The sequence below is a fragment of the Natronomonas halophila genome (genome assembly GCF_013391085.1).
GTDB classification, from domain to species: domain Archaea; phylum Halobacteriota; class Halobacteria; order Halobacteriales; family Haloarculaceae; genus Natronomonas; species Natronomonas halophila.
Window position 1 is genome coordinate 1,166,526 of sequence record NZ_CP058334.1, and the last position, 16,625, is coordinate 1,183,150.

Genomic DNA, 16,625 nt, shown 5'->3' on the forward strand with positions numbered 1-16,625 from the left:
AAAATCCGACCGTCATATCCTCGTCAGGCATCGTCCACGGAGAACCGCCGAGACCGTTTATAAGACGTGGAAACCTTTTATCACCCGATAGAAAGCGTTTTCCCGCGGGGGTGTGCATCAATCGCCCAATGCGGTATTGCCGCCCCGTACTCCTGTGTGCCCTCCTCCTCGTGGCGTCCACCGTCGGGGCCGTACCGGCCAGCGCCCAGCCCGCCACCGAGGAGACCACCTTCGATGTGCAACTCCAGGACAACGGGGACGCCCGCTGGACCATCGTCATCGGCGTCCCGCTGGAGGACCAACGGGATCTCGAGGACTTCCGCGCGTTCGGCCAGCGGTTCGAGAACAACCAGGAGGACTTCCCGGTCGGCGTCGATACCTTCGAGTTGGCCGCTTCGGAGGCCTCGACAGCGACCGGCAGGGAGATGTCCATCGAGTCCACCGAGCGCCGTGCCGTCGTCGTCAACGACACCGTAGCGGGCGAGTCGGCGACGGGCTACGGCGAGTTGCAGGTGTCGTTTACCTGGACTTCCTTCGCCCGCGTCGACAACGGAACGATGTACGTCGGTGACGCGTTCAACACCACCAACGGCACCTGGCTTCCGGGGCTGGAACCCGACCAGAACCTGGTCATCCGCGCGCCGCCGGGCTACGGCGGCCCGACGACCTCACCCATCGGCGCCGAAGGCGGCGACCTGAGATGGGAAGGTCCCCAGACCTTCGACCCCGGCTACTTCGAAATCGAATACGAGTCGCGCGGAATCGGTGGAGTCGACACGGGGATGGACCTCCCGACGCTACTGCTCGTCGGTGCGTTGATTACGAGCGGTGCCGCACTCTTGCTCGGCCTGTATCTCCTGTGGCGCCGCCGCAACGGGGAGAGCGAGACGTCGGCGACGGATTCCGAACCGGGCGGGGAGCCGACATCCGCGCCCGACTCCGAGACACAGACCGGCGCCAACGGCACGGCCGGGGCCGGAACCGGAGCGGCAGCAGCCACCGACGAGGAACCGGACCCCGAACTCCTCTCGGACGAGGAGCGCGTCGAATACCTGCTCGAACGGAACGGCGGGCGGATGAAACAGGCCAACATCGTCAAGGAGACCGGCTGGTCGAACGCCAAGGTCTCACAACTCCTCTCGTCGATGGAGGAAGAAGGCCGCGTCGACAAACTCCGAATCGGTCGGGAGAACCTCATCAGCCTCCCGGACGAGGGCCTCGGCGAGATTCCTGAAGACGACGAATAGCCGCGTCCATCGACATCCCGCAGCCCGTTGAACACTGTTTATCACCGTATAAGACAACGACAAACGCTGTACGATTCGGAAACGTTTAACCACGGACAGTCGTCATATCCGGTGACTAGCCACTATGAAGATACTTGTCACTGTCAAAGAGGTGGCTGAAGTCGAGGACGAGTTCGAAATCTCGGGTCTCGACATCGCCGACAGCTCCCTCGAATACGACCTCAACGAATGGGACGACTACGCCGTTGAGGAAGCCGTACAGATCAGCGAAGAACACGACGACGTGGAGGTCGTCACCGTCACCATCGGCCCCGAACGCGCCGAGGAGACGGTCCGCATGGCCCTCGCGAAAGGTGCCGACCGCGCCATCCGCGTATGGGACGACTCCATCGAGGACGCCCAGTTCCTCGACGTCGACACCAAAGCCGAAATCATCGCCGCCGTCGCCGAAGAAGAGGACCCCGACTTCATCCTCTCCGGCGTGCAGGCCGGCGACGACGCCAACGGTGCGACCGGCGTCGCCGTCGCCGAGCGTCTCGACTTCGAGTGGGGCGCCGTCGTCAACGCCCTCGACCTCGACGTCGACGAGGGCGTCGCCTCCGTCCACCGCGAACTGGAAGGCGGCGTCGAGGAACTCACCGACATCGAGATTCCCGCCGTCCTCACCATCCAGACCGGTATCAACGAGCCCCGGTATGCCAGCCTCCGTGGTATCCGGCAGGCCCAGCGCAAGCCGCTGGACGTCCAGACCCTCGACGACGTCGGTCTCGACGCCAGCGTCGTCGATTCGGAAATCGAGCGCACCGACATGTACGAACCCGAATCCGAAGGCGACGCCACCCTCTGGGAGGGCAGCGCCGAGGACACCGCCAACGAACTGGCTGACTTCCTCCGCGACAAAGGAGTGGTCGAAGGATGAGCGTCCTTGCAGTCACCGAACACCGCCGCGGCGAACTGCGTGACATCTCCTTCGAGATCATCACCGCCGGCCGCGAACTCGCCGACGAACTCGGCGAGGACCTGAACCTCGTCGTCATCGGCGGCGACGTCGACGGCTTCGCCGAGGACCTCAACCGCGACGGCGTCGACACCATCTACACCGTCAACGAGGGCGAGGAATTCAACCACGGCATCTACAAGCAGGCCATCGAGCAGCTCCACGCCGAACTGGACCCGACGGCCCTGCTGACGCCGAACTCGGTCAATGGCCTCGACTACACGCCCGCCGTCGCCGAGAGCCTCGACCTCCCGCTTGTGACCGACGCCGTCGCCCTCGAGGGCGGCCAGCCCGTCGAAGTCACCCGCGAGCAGTACGGTGGCAAGGTCGAGACGACCTACGACGTCGACGCCGACCAGTACGCCATCAGCATCCGTTCCGCTGAGTGGCCGACCGCCGAAGACGCCGGCGACGCCGCTATCGAGTCCTTCGAGGCCGACATCGACCACGACGCCATCGGCGCGACCGTCAACGGCTTCGAGGAAGTCGGCGGCGGCGACGTCGACATCACCGAAGCGGACGTCCTCGTCTCCATCGGCCGCGGTATCGAGGAAGAGGAGAACCTCCCGCTCGTCGAGTCCCTCGCTGACACCCTCGGCGCGACGCTGTCCTCCTCGCGTCCCATCGTCGACAACGGCTGGCTCCCGAAGAACCGGCAGGTCGGCCAGTCCGGCAAAGTCGTCGAACCCGACGTCTACATCGCCATCGGCATCTCCGGCGCCGTCCAGCACGTCGCCGGCATGAAGGGCGCCGACACGATTATCGCCATCAACACCGACCCCAACGCGCCCATCTACGACATCGCCGACTACGGTATCGTCGACGACCTCTTCGACGTCGTTCCGCAGCTCATCGAGGAGTTCGGCGGCGAAGCGCCTGACGTCTAGCCACTTTTTGCACGAGAACGCGGGTCGCGCCCGCTTCGGGGCGCGACCCCGGTTCTCGGCAAAAACGTGGTGAAAATATGCGCGCGCTCCTCCTGTCGCGGCGCCTGACGGCGCCGCGGTAGTCGTCGCGCGCTACGGCGACTCGACGGCTTCGCCGTCTCGTCGCCGCGAACCGCCTCGGGGGCCTTCTTTGAAGGCCCCCCTCGGCGGATGCTATCTCCCATTCTATTATAAATCAAGCTTGACCGAGGTCGTAGTACCCGCCTCAACCCCCAACAGGAGCAGCATCCGCGAGGCGCGCGAAGCGCGCCGAGCGGTTCACCGCACGAGCGAAGCGAGTGCGGGACCGAGACCCGACCGTAGGGAGGGTCGACGTGTCTTTTTCATCGAAGTTTTTGCCGGCGAGCCACAGGCTCGCCGTGCAAAAAGTTCGATCCGTTAGGTACTTGCGGGAAACAGACCTACCAGTTTTATGGAGTATCTGGAGCGCCGCCGGTCGTTGGTCGACGACCGGATGGAGGCGGTCCTCGACGCCACCGAACCCGAGACGATGACCGACCGATTGGAACACGTCTCGCTGTCGGGAGGCAAGCGCGTCCGACCGATCGTGACGCTGCTGACGTTCGAGGCCGCTGGTGGCGAGTTGGCGGGCGAGGACGGCCTCGGGTCGGAGGCGTCACGTAACGCGGTCGATTTCGCCGTCGGAGTGGAGTTGGTCCACAACGCCTCCCTGGTCGTCGACGACATCATCGACGAGTCGGAACTTCGACGCGGCGTCGCCAGCGCGTGGTCGGCGTTCGGCCACGGGGCGGCCATCATCGCCAGCGACGGCTTGCTCGGCGAGGCGTTCGAACTGTTTTCGGCCGACGAACGGGCGATGCAGGCGGTCACCGAGTCGATGGTCGAACTCGGCGAAGGGGAGGCGACCGAACTGGTCGAACAGCCCTCCAGCGAATCGGAGTACATGGAACTGGCCCGCCGAAAGACCGGCGCGCTGTTCCGGGCCGCGGCCGAACTCGGCGCGGTAGCCGCCGACGCCGACCCGCATACCGTCGAGGCGTTCGGGCAGTACGCCGAACGGGTCGGTATCGCCTTCCAGATTCGCGACGACGTCCTCGACGCGACGGCCGACCCCGAGGAACTCGGCAAGCCGACGGGGCAGGACGCCGAGATGGAACGGCCCTCGCTGGTCCAGATTACGCGCCTGACGCCCGAGGAGGCAAACGAGCGCGCACAGGACGAATCCGACGCCGCGCTGGCGGCGCTGGATGCGACCGATTCGACCGATTCCGAGGCCGTCGGCTATCTCGAGGACCTCGCGAGGTTCGTGGTCGTCCGCGAACGGTAGCGAGACGCGACCAGAGAGAGCGTCTCGGAAACCTGTACGGCTATGTGCCCGCCGTCGCTAGGTGGGGTGTGTCCGCCGACACTGACCGTCCCGACCGCCCGGGTGTCGCCGCGCTCGTCGAGGAGTTGGAGGTTCGCCGCCACGCGCGCACCGCGCTCGTCGTCGGCGTGGCCTTCGCCGCCATGGTGTTCCTGCTTTTCGCGTACCTGCCGGGAACCGACGAGTCGCTGGTCTTCTGGGCCGGCCTGAGTTTCGTCCTCGCGTTTTCGGTGTTCGGACTGGTCGCGACGGTGCTGGTCGGTATCGCGGCCTATCGTCGCGCACTCGAAGTCAGGGGCCGCGAACCGGGACGGCGCTCGCCGTCGACGCTGGCCATCGTCTTCGGCCTCCTCGGGTGGGTGCTCGTGCCCGTCGCGGCGACGCTGGCCTTCGAGCGACCGTCGGAGGGCCTTCGCCTCGCTATCGCGCTGGTGACAAGCGGCTTCGTCGCGCTCACCGCGGGCGGCATCGGCCTGCGAATCGTCGGCGCGCTGACGCTGGAGCACGTCTGGCAACCACCCGAGGCGATTGCTGGTGCGGTCGTCTACACCGTCGCCGTCGCCGCGCCCGCGGTCGACTGTCCCTCGGGGGGTCTCTGTCTCGGGACGCCCGATTCGCTGGTCGCGGCAACGGTCGGCCTGCAGGTCGGCGCCGTCACGCCAGCCTACGCGGCGGTCGCGCTCGGCGGGGGCGCACTCGTCGGCCTCGCGCTCGGCATCCGTGGCGTCTCGCCGCCCCACGGGTTCTTCGCGGGAACGGTCGCCGCCCTGAGCGTGCTGCCCATCGTCGCGGCCGCCTCGGGAGTGCCGGACGTCGTCCGAACGACGGCGCTGTATCTGCCGTTCGTCCTCGGAACGGTCGCAGCGGTCGGTAACGCCGCTGGTATCGCCGCTATCGGGGCGCTTTCGGACGATTGAACGAATTTCTATGGGTCTTACGTGAACGATAACCCTTTTCTCCCGGGCATAGAAACCGGTAGCACATGTCCGAGGAGCTCAAGAAAGGGCTAGAGGGTGTCCTGGTCGCCGAGTCGTCGTTGAGTTACATCGACGGCGACGAGGGGAAACTGGTCTATCGTGGGTATACCATCGATGACCTCGCGCGGAACGCGAGTTTCGAGGAGGTCCTCTACCTGCTGTGGCACGGCGAACTGCCGGCCGCCGACGAACTCGAGTCGTTCAAGGCGTCGATGGCCAAGGAACGCCACATCACCGACGAGGTCCACGACCTCGTGGCCGACCTCGCTGAAGCCGACGAGGAGCCGATGGCTGCGCTGCGTACCATGGTCTCGAACCTCTCGGCGTACGACCCCGACACCGACGCCGACCCGACCGACGAGGAAGCCAATCTCCGGAAGGGCCGCCGTATCACGGCGAAGATTCCGACCGCGCTCGCGGCCTTCGCACGCCAGCGCAACGGCAACGACCCCGTCCAACCCCGCGAGGACCTTGACCACGCCGCGAACTTCCTCTACATGCTCAACGACGAGGAACCGGACGACGTGCTCGCCGATACCTTCGACATGGCGCTCGTCCTCCACGCCGACCACGGTCTGAACGCCTCGACGTTCTCCGCGATGGTCACGTCCTCGACGCTGGCCGACATGCACGCCTCCGTCACCTCCGCGGTCGGCGCGCTCTCGGGGAGCCTCCACGGCGGCGCCAATCAGGACGTCATGGAGATGCTCAAGGAAGTCGACGAATCCGGTAAGGACCCCCACCAGTGGGTCAAAGACGCCCTCGACAACGGGCGCCGCGTCCCTGGGTTCGGCCACCGCGTCTACAACGTCAAGGACCCCCGCGCTCGCATCCTCAGCGAGAAGTCGAAGGCCCTCGGCGAGGCCGGCGACATGAAGTGGTACGAATACTCGACGACAATCGAGGACTACCTCGTCGAACAGAAGGGGTTGGCCCCGAACGTCGACTTCTACTCGGCGTCGACGTACTACCAGATGGGTATCCCGGTCGACATCTACACGCCCATCTTCGCGATGAGCCGCGTCGGCGGCTGGATCGCCCACGTCCTTGAACAGTACGAGGACAACCGCCTCATCCGGCCGCGCGCCCGCTACGTTGGCCCGAAGGACAAGACGGTCACGCCCATCGACGAGCGGTAACGACCGCCGTTTCCTTTTTTGCCGCCCTCACGCCCTTAGCAGTGGATAGCAGCGCGGATTCGCGGCTCAGCGCACGGCCGCCGCCCACCGGAGGAGAACGCCGACTCCGAACCCGAGACTACCGAGAAGCAGGGCAGTCGGCCGTATTTCTTTTGTCCGCCGGTCGTGTCACGCCGTCTATGCGTCGTCGCGTCGGGAGGTGCGTCGTGGATGGTCGTCGATAGGCTCCGCCGAAATCGGCGGAAAGGCCAAAGCGGGAAGTATCTCGTCAGCACTGGCCTGGTCGTGTTGACGGCCGGGATGTTCACGGACACGCTTGGTCGGCAGGTCGGCCTTGCCGGCCTTCGCGTGTCGGTACTCGAAGCCGGTCTACTGGTCCTCGGCGTCGCTCTCGGTCGGTTGCTCGTCCGGGCAGTAGTCCGGAAACTCAAACGGTCGGCGATAAAGGGTCTCGCCATCGGCGGCCTCTCGCTCGGCATCGGGTTACCGGCGCTTCCGGCGCTCGTATCGGTGCCCTTCATCGGCCGAATCGCAAAACGGCTTCCCTACGACGCCGCCCTCGGACGACTACCCTGGTTCGGAACCTCCCGTTATCAGCGACTGCTCCGGACCCTCGGCGGGAAACGCGGCCTCGGCACAGGGAGTCTGAGCGCGACGCTTTTCGTCTACGGGAATCAGGCGGGGAAGCTATCGGAGGTGTACGACGTCTTCGGCCATCGGCTATCCCTGTCGGCCGTCTTCGGCCTGCTTGCGGTTCCGGGGGCGCTGATATACATCGTCCGGAACGCTTGACGCCGAGCCTCAGAGCCCCGCGAGCCGAACGCCGACCAGCAGCCACGCGCCCGCGAGCCACGACTGGAAGAGCAGGCTGCCGAGCGCCGACAGCAGGAGGAACTGCCGGTCGTCCATGTCGGCGACGCCGGCAGGGACGGTGAGCATCCCCCGGGTAAACAGCAGGGCGTTCGAGACGGGAATCGCGAGCGGCCCCCAGCGGTCGAACCAGTTGTCGAACCGCGCCAGTTGGTCCTCGGAGACGCGGAACCACGACTGGTCGAGGAGGTACTCCCGGCCGGCGCGTTTGGCGATAGTAAACAGCGCGAACTGGCCGACGGTGGCGCCGACGACGGCGACGCCGATGACGGCGGCGATACCCGGTACGTCACCGGACCCGGCAGTCAGCAGCGCGATACCGGCCGGAACGAGCGCCTCGCTCGGGGCGAAATACAGCAGCATCGCGCCTTCGAGGATGAGGATGAAAAACAGCGCGGCGAGGCCGTATCGCTGGAGGAGTTCGGCGGCGTAGGCCGAATCCGCGACGAGAAAGAGGTAGATGCCGACCGCGGCACACGCAAGCGTCAGGGCGACGACGATGTGGACGAGGTACCCTTCGAGGAACGCTTTGGCGCGTTCGAGGGCGGAGGGCCTGCCGTGGGACATTCAGTTCAGATTCGGCAGAGATTACTTATAGGCGTTGTGACCGCACCGTCGCACGCCGGCCGATAGCCGCCGAGGAGTCAGCCCGTATAAATGGCGTAGTTGAGGACCGAAGCGAAGGACACCCACAGGAGGTACGGGACCTGCAGTGCGGCCGCCCGCCGGTCGACGCGGTCGAAGGCGACAATCATGCCGACGATGGCGACCCAGAGCGCGAGGATGACGACGAGGCCGAGGTCCGGGCGCTGGAGGCCGAAGAAGACGGGGGTCCAGAGGACGTTCAGGACCATCTGAATGCCGAAAGTGACGAACGCGATTCGGACGGGCCGGCGGTTGGGACCCTGCCGCCAGACCAGAAATAGCGATATTCCGAGCAGCGTAAACAGGAGCGTCCAGACGACGGGAAAGATGATTTCCGGCGGGAAGAACCACGGACGGGTAATCCAGTTGGTTCCCGAACCGAAGAGGAAAGCCGGGGCGGCGCCGACGAGGTTCACGCCGAGGACCATGCCGACCGCGACGAGCAGGTCGCGGCGTGAGCGACCCCGTAGGAGCGTCATAGCGTATAAACGGCAGCCGGGACCGTAGGTGTGTCGCCGGGAGCGACGCGCATTTGAGCGATGCGCTCGGAGGGCCGCGTATGGACTTCACGGACCGCCCCCGGCGGTTGCGCACCGACGGCGTGCGCCCGCTGGTCAGCGAGACGGAACTGCAGGCCTCCGACCTCATCGCGCCCGTCTTCGTCGACGCGACGACGGACGAGCGCGTCGAAATCGAATCGATGCCGGGCCACGAACGCGTGCCCGTCGACGAGAGCGTCGACCGCGTGCGCGAGGTCATGGAGACCGGCGTCGAAGCGGTGATGGTCTTCGGTATTCCGGAATCGAAAGACGAGACGGGGTCGCGGGCGTGGGCCGACGACGGCGTCGTCCAGCGTGCGGTCCGCCGAATCGTCGACGCGACGAACGCCTACGTCATCACCGACGTCTGTCTCTGTGAGTACACCGACCACGGCCACTGCGGCGTCCTCGAGGAATCGGCCGAGGAGGACCCCCGGCTGACGGTCAAAAACGACGAGACGCTGGAGTTGCTCTCCAAGACGGCCGTCTCTCACGCCGAGGCCGGCGCCGACATGGTCGCCCCCTCCAGCATGACCGACGGCATGGTCGGCGCGATTCGGGAGGGACTGGACGAGGCGGGCTACGAGAACCTGCCGGTCATGTCCTACGCCGCGAAATACGAGTCGGCCTTCTACGGGCCGTTCCGCGATGCGGCCGACGGCGCGCCGGCCTTCGGCGACCGGCGGCACTACCAGATGGACCCCGCGAACGCGCGCGAGGCCATGCGCGAGGTGCAACTCGACGTCGAGCAGGGCGCCGACGTGCTGATGGTCAAACCCGCCCTGCCGTATCTCGATATCGTCGCCGAGATTCGCCGGGAGTTCGACCATCCCGTCGCGGCCTACAACGTCTCGGGGGAGTACGCGATGCTGCATGCAGCCGCCGAGAAGGGCTGGCTCTCGCTGGACGAGGTCGCCCACGAATCGCTGCTGTCCATCAAACGGGCCGGCGCAGACCTGATTCTGACGTACTTCGCCGAGGACATCGCCGCCCAGTTGTAGCGTCGTCGGGATTCGAACCTCATCAGTCCCGCTCGTTTTATATTCGAACAGTCGAATCGCCGCGAACCGGACGCCCGCCAATTCGGCGCGCGCGACGCGAATCGGGTTCCGATTCGGGTAGTTGGCAAGCTTTGCAGTTTATGGACGTCCAGAAATTCTCGAATAGAGTCGGACTTCCTTGAACAAGAGCCGACCTTATACAGATATTATCCTACCCAATATCCGACGACCGTTCACTAAGGATATTCGAAATTGAACATTCCTAACTCAAGGATTTATGTAGGGTGATTCGATAAGGTTCTCGCGTGAAGCAGAAGACAATCATGAAGCAAATTGGAAAAACCATGGACGGACATTCAGATATGAGCGGCAACAGTATCGAGGTGGAAGTATGCTAGATCTCGCGCTACAGGTCGACGCCGCAGGCGTCGCCGGGGCGCTCAACTACACATGGATACTGGTGGTGTCGTTCCTCATCTTCTTCATGCACGCGGGCTTCGCGATGCTGGAGGCCGGGCAGGTACGCTCGAAGAACGTCGCCAACCAGCTGACGAAGAACATGCTCACCTGGAGTGTGGGTGTCGTCGTGTTCTTCCTCGTCGGGGCAGGCGTGAGTAGTCTCGTCGGGGGCAGCGGCTTCAACTGGGTCGCCGGCAACGACCCCGCCTCGTGGGCCAGCGGATGGCTCTACGGCGCGGTGTTCGCGATGACCGCGGCGACCATCGTCTCCGGGGCCGTCGCCGGCCGCGCGAAACTCCGTGCGTACGTCGGCTACACGATCCTGCTGGCAGCGATCATCTACCCCGTCGTCACGGGCATCACCTGGAGCGGTGCCTACGTCAGCCAGTACCTCGGTACCGGCTTTCAGGACTTCGCCGGCGGGATGATCGTCCACGGCATGGGCGGCATCGCCGGCCTCACCGCCGCCTGGGTGCTCGGTCCGCGCATGGACCGCTACAACGAGGACGGCAGCGTCAACGTCATTCCCGGTCACTCGATGACGTTCGCGGTACTCGGAACGCTGCTCCTCTGTTTCGGCTGGTACGGGTTCAACGTCGGCACGGCGTCCATCTTCGTCGAGAACGCCGCCGGTGAGATGGTGTTCAACGGCGCCGCGCTCGGTCGCGTCGCGCTGACAACCACCCTCGCGATGGCGATGGGTGCGGTCGGTTCGGGAGCGGTCTCGGTGCTGAAGACCGGAAAAGTCGATACGCTATACGTCGCGAACGGTCTGCTGGCCGGCCTCGTCGGCATCACCGCGATTCCGAACGTCGCGGCGTGGTGGGGCGCGCTGGTCGTCGGCCTGCTGGCCGGGGCACAGCTCCCCATCGTCTTCGAGTTCGTCGAACGGACGCTGAAAATCGACGACGTGTGTGCGGTCTTCCCCGTCCACGGCTCGGCCGGGGTCCTCGGAACGCTGCTGTTCCCGTTCGTCGCCGCACCGGGCGTCGTCGACAGTGTCGCACAGGCGTTCCTCGCACAGCTCGCCGGCGTCGTCGCCATCACGGTCTGGACGGTCGCCGCGACCGCCCTCGTCTTCGGCGTCTTCAAGGCGCTCGGCCAGGCTCGCGTCACCCCCGAACACGAACAGGAAGGTCTCGACATCGCCGAGCACGGCGTCGACACCTACCCCGAGTTCGGTGGCCGCGATACGGTCGCTACGGACGGCGGCTTCAGCGAGGACAACGGCATTGTCCGCCCCGACGGCGGCGTTGCCAACGACGGCCAGATCAAGATGGTCACCGCGTTCATCCGTCCGGACAAGCTCTCGGACGTCAAGCAGGGCCTCGCCGAGGTCGGCGCGCCCTCGCTTTCGGTGACGAACGTCTCCGGTCGCGGCTCTCAGCCCGCGAAGAAAGGTCAGTGGCGCGGCGAGGAGTTCACGGTCGACCTCCACCAGAAGGTGAAGGTCGAATGCGTCGTCGCGGACATCCCGGCCGAAGACGTCGCCGAGGCCATCCGCGACTCCGCCTCGACCGGCGAACCGGGCGACGGGAAGGTGTTCATCCTCCCGGTCGAGAACGCCTACCAGATCCGTACCGGTGAGGTCGGTCCGAACGCGGTCTAACGTGACCGACTCGCTCGACAGGCGGCTCGTCGCCGCGCTCTGTGCGGACGGCCGCGCCGATGTCCGGTCGCTCGCCGCCGAAACCGACACGGCCGCGACGACGGTTCAGGACCGCCTGCGGGCGCTCGAAGACAACGGCGTCATCACGGGCTACACCGCCCGGCTGGATTACGACCGACTCGGCTACGAGACGGCCATCTTCCAGTTGTCGGTCGACCAGCAGGACGTCGACGACGTGGCGACTCGGCTCCGCGAGCGGCCGGAGTTCGTCACGGTCTACGAGACGAGCGGTCGCCACACTGTCGTCGCCGTTGGCAAGTTCGGCGACGAGAACGCCATCGGCTCCTGTTTGCAGGAACTGCACGCCGATGCCGCGATTCGGGCCGTCGACATCGCCCGCGCCGACGTCGTCAGCGAGGCCAACTGCCCGCTGGCGCCCGAATAGCGGCCCTTTTTATTTCGACGCACGCGCCGATAGCAGCGCGCGCACGACGTATCCGAATCCGACCAGCACCAGCAGGACGGAACCCCACGTGAGAACGGCAAACGTCGTCGCTCCGACGGCGCTCATCGGTCGGTCGCCTCCGTTTCTCCGTCGGCAAGTTCGACGCCGCCGTCGGCGACCGGCTCGTCGAGCGTCCGTATCCGCCGATCCAGCGCATCGAGGTCGACCCCGGCGCTTCCGGCGAGCGTACCGAGGACGGTACCGACCGCGGCGACCCCTGTCGCGCCGACGAAGGCAACCAGAAACGAGGGTGCTGGAAGGCTCTCGGTGAGGCCGGGCACGAACGCCAGCGGGCCGCGCAACAGCGGGAAGAAGGCGACGCCGACGGCTACCCCCGCGACGCTGGCGGCGACGGCACCCACCCCCGAGAGGTCACGAGTGTAGAGGCCGGCGATGAAGGGAACGAAGACGGCCGCCGCCAGCAGGTCCGCCGTCAGGAAGAGTTCGAGGACGCTGTAGCCCCGCGAGCCGATGGCGATGGCACCCAACGCGACGGCAACGGTCAGGCCACGGCCACCGAGCCAGAGCGTCCGCTGGTCCGGGTTATCGAGCAGGCGTGCGAGGTCCGCGGTCACGACGCTGGCGATGGCGTTGACCATCGTATCGGCGGAACTCATCACGAGCAGAACGGCGAGGACGACGACAGCGAGGATGACCCACGGCGGGAACGCCTCCTGCAACACGAGGAAGAAGGCGATGCTCGCGGTGTCGGATTGGGTGAGGCCGAGCGCGGCCGCGGCGACGCCGAAAAGCCCCGCAAGCAGGACCATCGGGACGACGAGCGCCGCCGCGGCGCCGAAACCCGACCGGAGCGTCGCCTCGCTGTCGGCGGCGTAGACGCGCTGCCAGACGCCCTGGTTCAGCATATTGGCGCCGATGACGGCGAAGACGACGTAGGCGCCGAACGCCAGCCCCGGCCGAAAGCCGGGGTCCAGCAGGGCAGCGTCGGCCGCGGTCGCCGAGGCATGGATTTCGCCGGGACCGCCAAGCGCGAGCAGGGCGCCGCCGAAGCCGACCGCCAACAGCGGCAGGACGACGAGCGTCTGGACGGTGTCGGTGACGATGCTGGCGACGAGGCCGCCGTAGACTGTATAGACGAGGACGAACCCGCCGATGAGCAGGGAGGTGACCCACAGCGGGACGCCCGCGACGAGCGACAGCGCGCTCGCGATGCCCGTCATCTCGGCGGCGAGGAAGACGAACATGTAGAAGACGGAGACGGCGAGGACGAAGACGTACATCACCGGCCCGAACCGGGCGTAGGCGTACTCGGTCAGCGAGTGGCCCGCCGGGAGGAGTTTCCGGATACGAAGACCGACCGGGATGAAAAGCAGGAACGGAATCGCGCTCCCGATGGCGTAGCCGAGGATAGCGGGCAGGCCGCCGAAGGCCGCCCCCGCCTCGGCGGGACTGAAGAGTATCCAGACGCCCATCGACGAGGCGACCAGCGTCGCGGTGAGGGTGCCGCGGTTCGCCGAGTCCCGGGCCGAGATGAAGTCCTCGACCGAGCGAACCCGGCCCCGTGCCGCGAGCAGGCCGACAGCGCTGAACGCGAGGACGGCGGCGACGGTCGCGCCGAGGGCGACGGTCGTCGAGACCATCAGGCGTCCACCCCCGCAGCGTCGGCGTCGGCGCCGCTCACAGTCCCCACCCCTCCTGCGTGTAGGCCATCTCCCAGAAGCGATATTCGAGTTTCGCGCTCGTGAGGAAGGCCCGCTCCATCGCGTCGTGTTCGCCGGGGAAGCGCTCCCCACAGCGGTCGACGAAGGCGCGTGACCACGCCACCGAGTCGCGGAACTCCTCGCTGGTGTAGTTCTCGATGAACGGGGTGTACTGGTGGTCACCGTCGGCTAACTCGGCCATGTGTTCGGCGACGTCGAGATACCCCTGCATGCAGGGGTACAGCGCCGCCGCGATTTCGGCGATGGACCCCTCGTGGGCCGTCCGCAGCAGGAAGTTGGTGTAGGCGACACAGGTCGGCGCCTTCTCGGTGGCCTCCAGTTCCCGTTCATCGAGCCCGTAATCAGCCGCGAAGGAGCGGTGGAGGTCCATCTCCTCGTCGAGTACCTGATGAGCGATCCCCAACAGGTGTGTCATCGTCGCCTCGTCGCGGGCTTTCGTGCCCGCAATCGCGAAGAGGCGGGCATAATCCAGCAGATACCGGTAGTCCTGCCGCATCCACGTTTCGAAGGCCGCCGAATCGAGTGTGCCGGCGGCGAGTTCGGTCACGAACGGGTGTTCCTTCTGTGCCTCCCAGATGTGCTCGCCTGCATCGAGCAGGTGATCGCTGAACGCCATATCGTTCCACACTGGGACGGCATTCGTGATATAATCTAGTGGTACAACCTAGTTATATTACGTAACAGAAGGAACCGCGACGGCGAGTCGACCCGACGGGCACGAAACCAGTCGCTCGAAAATAGCGGACAGCGTCAGTCGTCGCCAGTTTCGAACAGTTCGGGCGCGGCGTCGAATGGTGCCGCCGTCTCCTCGTCAATCATCGCTCGCCACCTCCGCGGCCGAGGTGCCCGTCTCCTCGGCGAAGGGGTACCACGCCTGCTTGCCGTCGTATAGGCAGGGGTCCTCGTAGCTGGTTTCCTCGCCCTCACAGAGTTCGACGAGGGGTTCCGTGCCCATCCGGCCGACCCACTGCCGGAAGGATTCGCCCTCCTCGCGGTGGGCGGCGAAGGCCTCCACGAGCGTCTTGATGGCGCCCGGCGCCTCGTCGGCAGGGACGCGCTGGTTGATCCACTCGATGAACTCGGGGTTCTCGCCCAGTCCGCCGCCGACGCCGATGTCGACGGCCTCGACCATCTCGCCGTCCTTCCGGGCACGCATCCCCTGCAGGCCGATGTCGGCGGTCATCGCCTGTCCGCAGTCGGCGGTACAGCCCGAGAAGTGCATGTGGATGTGTTCGACGTCGTCGGGCAGCTCGACGTTGTCGCGGAGCCACCGGAGCATACGGGCCATCCGGGCTTTCGTCTCCGTCAGCGCGAGCGAGCAGAACTCGGTGCCGGTGCAGGCGATGGCACCCCGCTGGAAGGGGTTGGGCTTCGGCGCGTGTTTGTCCAGCAGGTCCTCGTTCAGCAGGTCGGGCAGATTCGCGTCGGGAACGTCGACGATGACGGGGTTCTGCCGGCGGGTCAGTCGAACCTCGCCGGAGCCGTACTCGTCGGCGAGGTCGGCAATCTTGATTGCGTCTTCGGCGGCGAGCCGGCCGACGGCAACCGAGAGGCCGATGTAGTTCTTGCCGTCGGCCTGGTCGCCGACGCCGACGTGGTCCGCGCGGCCGGCGTCGGAGGGCAGGCCGGCGTTGTAGGTGTATTTCTCACGGAAGTCCTCGCCCGCGGGTTCGAGGCTGCCGACACGGTCTTCGAGTTCGTCACGAATCCAGTCGGTACCGTGTTCGTCGACGAAGAAGCGCGCGCGGTTCTTGTTGCGGTTCTGCCGGTTGCCCTCCTCGTGGTAGAGTTCGACGAAGGCCCGGACCACCTCGTAGGCCTCGTCTTCGCCCTCGACGAAGACGTCCAGCGAGCGGGCACGCCGGGGCTGGCGGCCGCCGGTGCCGCCGCCGACGCGGACGTTGAAGCCGCGGCGGACGACCGTTTCGCCCTCGTCGTCCTCGGTGACCTTGCGGGCCGGTTCGAGGCCGATGTCGTTGATGGAATCCTGCGCACAACCCTCGTGACAGCCCGTCGCCGAGATATTGAACTTCCGGGGGAGGTTCGCCAGTGCGTCATCGCCGCGCAGTTCCTCCTGGAAGCGGTCCAAGAGAGGCTGGGTTTCGACGTACTCCTCGCCCTTGCCGGCCAGCGGACAGCCGGCGATGTTACGCATCGTGTCGCCGCCCGCGGAGCGAGAGGTAACGCCGACGGATTCGAGTTTCTCCCAGATCGCGGGGATGTCCTCCAGTTTGAGCCAGTGCAACTGCACGGACTGTCGGGTCGTCAGGTCGATGTAGCCGTTGCCGAACTCGGGGTTCTCGATGGGGCCGGTCGCGTAATCGCGAGCGACTTCGCCGATGGCACGGAGTTGGCCCGGCTCCAGCACGCCGTTGGCGTTCGACAGCCGCATCATGAAGTAGCTCTCCTGACCGTCGCGCTGGTGGAAGAGCCCCCAGAACTTGAACCGGGAGAACCACGCCGCCTTCTCGTCGTCCGGGATGGAGTCGAAGCCGTCCTCGGCGAACTCCAGAATCTTCTCCCGAACCTCGTCGCCGTAGCAGTCCTCCTTGTATTCCTCTTTCTTGTGCATCGTTCAGGCAACCCCCGCTAGTGGTGGCTGTCCGTCCACCGATACCGCGAATTCATGTCCGAATACGACCTTCATCACGTGTGATGGGTATCGTCTTTTCGAGTATAAG

The 16,625-nt window shown here is 65.9% G+C and carries 15 protein-coding genes; 10 read left to right on the forward strand and 5 right to left on the reverse strand.

From position 1 onward, the window contains the following. Positions 1–128: 128 nt before the first annotated feature. From HWV23_RS06415 to HWV23_RS06445, 7 genes are all read left to right on the forward strand, one after another. The gene (locus HWV23_RS06415; RefSeq protein ID WP_178289596.1) at positions 129–1,247 is read left to right on the forward strand and encodes a helix-turn-helix transcriptional regulator; all 1,119 of its coding nucleotides are present in this window, start codon (positions 129–131) and stop codon (positions 1,245–1,247) included. 124 nt (positions 1,248–1,371) lie between these two features. Further along, positions 1,372–2,166 (forward strand): electron transfer flavoprotein subunit beta/FixA family protein, encoded by a 795-nt coding sequence (locus tag HWV23_RS06420; protein ID WP_178289597.1) that lies wholly within the window; start codon positions 1,372–1,374, stop codon positions 2,164–2,166. Then, the gene (locus HWV23_RS06425) at positions 2,163–3,131 is read left to right on the forward strand and encodes an electron transfer flavoprotein subunit alpha/FixB family protein (RefSeq protein ID WP_178289598.1); all 969 of its coding nucleotides are present in this window, start codon (positions 2,163–2,165) and stop codon (positions 3,129–3,131) included. The genes HWV23_RS06420 and HWV23_RS06425 overlap by 4 nt, the downstream gene beginning before the upstream one ends. A gap of 472 nt (positions 3,132–3,603) precedes the next feature. Then, a complete protein-coding gene (locus tag HWV23_RS06430) occupies positions 3,604–4,479 on the forward strand; it encodes a polyprenyl synthetase family protein (protein WP_178289599.1) in 876 nt (291 codons plus the stop codon). A gap of 68 nt (positions 4,480–4,547) precedes the next feature. After that, a complete protein-coding gene (locus tag HWV23_RS06435) occupies positions 4,548–5,435 on the forward strand; it encodes a DUF7536 family protein (protein ID WP_178289600.1) in 888 nt (295 codons plus the stop codon). A gap of 65 nt (positions 5,436–5,500) precedes the next feature. Then, positions 5,501–6,634: a citrate synthase gene (citZ, locus tag HWV23_RS06440; RefSeq protein WP_178289601.1), complete on the forward strand. Its 1,134-nt coding sequence runs from the start codon at positions 5,501–5,503 to the stop codon at positions 6,632–6,634. 210 nt (positions 6,635–6,844) lie between these two features. Continuing rightward, complete coding sequence (locus HWV23_RS06445) at positions 6,845–7,426, forward strand: hypothetical protein (RefSeq protein ID WP_178289602.1); 582 nt, start codon at positions 6,845–6,847, stop codon at positions 7,424–7,426. A 9-nt stretch (positions 7,427–7,435) separates the two neighbouring features. On the opposite strand, the gene HWV23_RS06450 is transcribed toward HWV23_RS06445, so the two are convergent. Together HWV23_RS06450 and HWV23_RS06455 are read right to left on the reverse strand one after the other, a co-directional pair. Further along, positions 7,436–8,071 carry a DedA family protein gene (locus HWV23_RS06450; RefSeq protein ID WP_178289603.1) on the reverse strand — a complete coding sequence of 212 codons (636 nt, stop codon included), beginning with the start codon at positions 8,069–8,071 and terminating at the stop codon, positions 7,436–7,438. A gap of 77 nt (positions 8,072–8,148) precedes the next feature. Next, positions 8,149–8,628, reverse strand: coding sequence for a TspO/MBR family protein (locus HWV23_RS06455; protein WP_178289604.1), 480 nt, complete (start codon positions 8,626–8,628; stop codon positions 8,149–8,151). An 80-nt stretch (positions 8,629–8,708) separates the two neighbouring features. Here HWV23_RS06455 and hemB point away from each other — a divergent pair, with 80 nt between their 5' ends. From hemB to HWV23_RS06470, 3 genes are all read left to right on the forward strand, one after another. Then, positions 8,709–9,689 carry a porphobilinogen synthase gene (gene hemB, locus HWV23_RS06460; RefSeq protein ID WP_178289605.1) on the forward strand — a complete coding sequence of 327 codons (981 nt, stop codon included), beginning with the start codon at positions 8,709–8,711 and terminating at the stop codon, positions 9,687–9,689. A 391-nt stretch (positions 9,690–10,080) separates the two neighbouring features. Next, positions 10,081–11,757 carry an ammonium transporter gene (locus tag HWV23_RS06465; RefSeq protein WP_178289606.1) on the forward strand — a complete coding sequence of 559 codons (1,677 nt, stop codon included), beginning with the start codon at positions 10,081–10,083 and terminating at the stop codon, positions 11,755–11,757. Position 11,758: 1 nt separating this feature from the next. After that, the gene (locus HWV23_RS06470) at positions 11,759–12,202 is read left to right on the forward strand and encodes a winged helix-turn-helix transcriptional regulator (protein ID WP_178289607.1); all 444 of its coding nucleotides are present in this window, start codon (positions 11,759–11,761) and stop codon (positions 12,200–12,202) included. 122 nt (positions 12,203–12,324) lie between these two features. On the opposite strand, the gene HWV23_RS06475 is transcribed toward HWV23_RS06470, so the two are convergent. From HWV23_RS06475 to HWV23_RS06485, 3 genes are all read right to left on the reverse strand, one after another. Then, complete coding sequence (locus HWV23_RS06475) at positions 12,325–13,863, reverse strand: sodium:solute symporter family transporter (RefSeq protein WP_178289608.1); 1,539 nt, start codon at positions 13,861–13,863, stop codon at positions 12,325–12,327. Between the two features lie 37 nt (positions 13,864–13,900). After that, on the reverse strand, positions 13,901–14,560 hold the full coding sequence (gene tenA, locus HWV23_RS06480) for a thiaminase II (protein WP_178289609.1): 660 nt from the start codon (positions 14,558–14,560) through the stop codon (positions 13,901–13,903). A 195-nt stretch (positions 14,561–14,755) separates the two neighbouring features. Next, positions 14,756–16,516 carry a nitrite/sulfite reductase gene (locus HWV23_RS06485; RefSeq protein ID WP_178289610.1) on the reverse strand — a complete coding sequence of 587 codons (1,761 nt, stop codon included), beginning with the start codon at positions 16,514–16,516 and terminating at the stop codon, positions 14,756–14,758. Positions 16,517–16,625 lie beyond the last annotated feature (109 nt).

Excerpts from the sequence above, each read along its gene's own strand:
- HWV23_RS06465 (WP_178289606.1), top strand. The coding sequence starts at position 10,081 with ATGCTAGATCTCGCGCTACAGGTCGACGCCGCAGGCGTCGCCGGGGCG.
- HWV23_RS06450 (WP_178289603.1), bottom strand. The coding sequence starts at position 8,071 with ATGTCCCACGGCAGGCCCTCCGCCCTCGAACGCGCCAAAGCGTTCCTC.
- HWV23_RS06420 (WP_178289597.1), top strand. The coding sequence starts at position 1,372 with ATGAAGATACTTGTCACTGTCAAAGAGGTGGCTGAAGTCGAGGACGAG.
- citZ (WP_178289601.1), top strand. The coding sequence starts at position 5,501 with ATGTCCGAGGAGCTCAAGAAAGGGCTAGAGGGTGTCCTGGTCGCCGAG.
- HWV23_RS06430 (WP_178289599.1), top strand. The coding sequence starts at position 3,604 with ATGGAGTATCTGGAGCGCCGCCGGTCGTTGGTCGACGACCGGATGGAG.
- HWV23_RS06445 (WP_178289602.1), top strand. The coding sequence starts at position 6,845 with ATGGTCGTCGATAGGCTCCGCCGAAATCGGCGGAAAGGCCAAAGCGGG.
- HWV23_RS06425 (WP_178289598.1), top strand. The coding sequence starts at position 2,163 with ATGAGCGTCCTTGCAGTCACCGAACACCGCCGCGGCGAACTGCGTGAC.
- HWV23_RS06485 (WP_178289610.1), bottom strand. The coding sequence starts at position 16,516 with ATGCACAAGAAAGAGGAATACAAGGAGGACTGCTACGGCGACGAGGTT.
- HWV23_RS06455 (WP_178289604.1), bottom strand. The coding sequence starts at position 8,628 with ATGACGCTCCTACGGGGTCGCTCACGCCGCGACCTGCTCGTCGCGGTC.
- HWV23_RS06475 (WP_178289608.1), bottom strand. The coding sequence starts at position 13,863 with ATGGTCTCGACGACCGTCGCCCTCGGCGCGACCGTCGCCGCCGTCCTC.
- HWV23_RS06415 (WP_178289596.1), top strand. The coding sequence starts at position 129 with ATGCGGTATTGCCGCCCCGTACTCCTGTGTGCCCTCCTCCTCGTGGCG.
- tenA (WP_178289609.1), bottom strand. The coding sequence starts at position 14,560 with ATGGCGTTCAGCGATCACCTGCTCGATGCAGGCGAGCACATCTGGGAG.
- hemB (WP_178289605.1), top strand. The coding sequence starts at position 8,709 with ATGGACTTCACGGACCGCCCCCGGCGGTTGCGCACCGACGGCGTGCGC.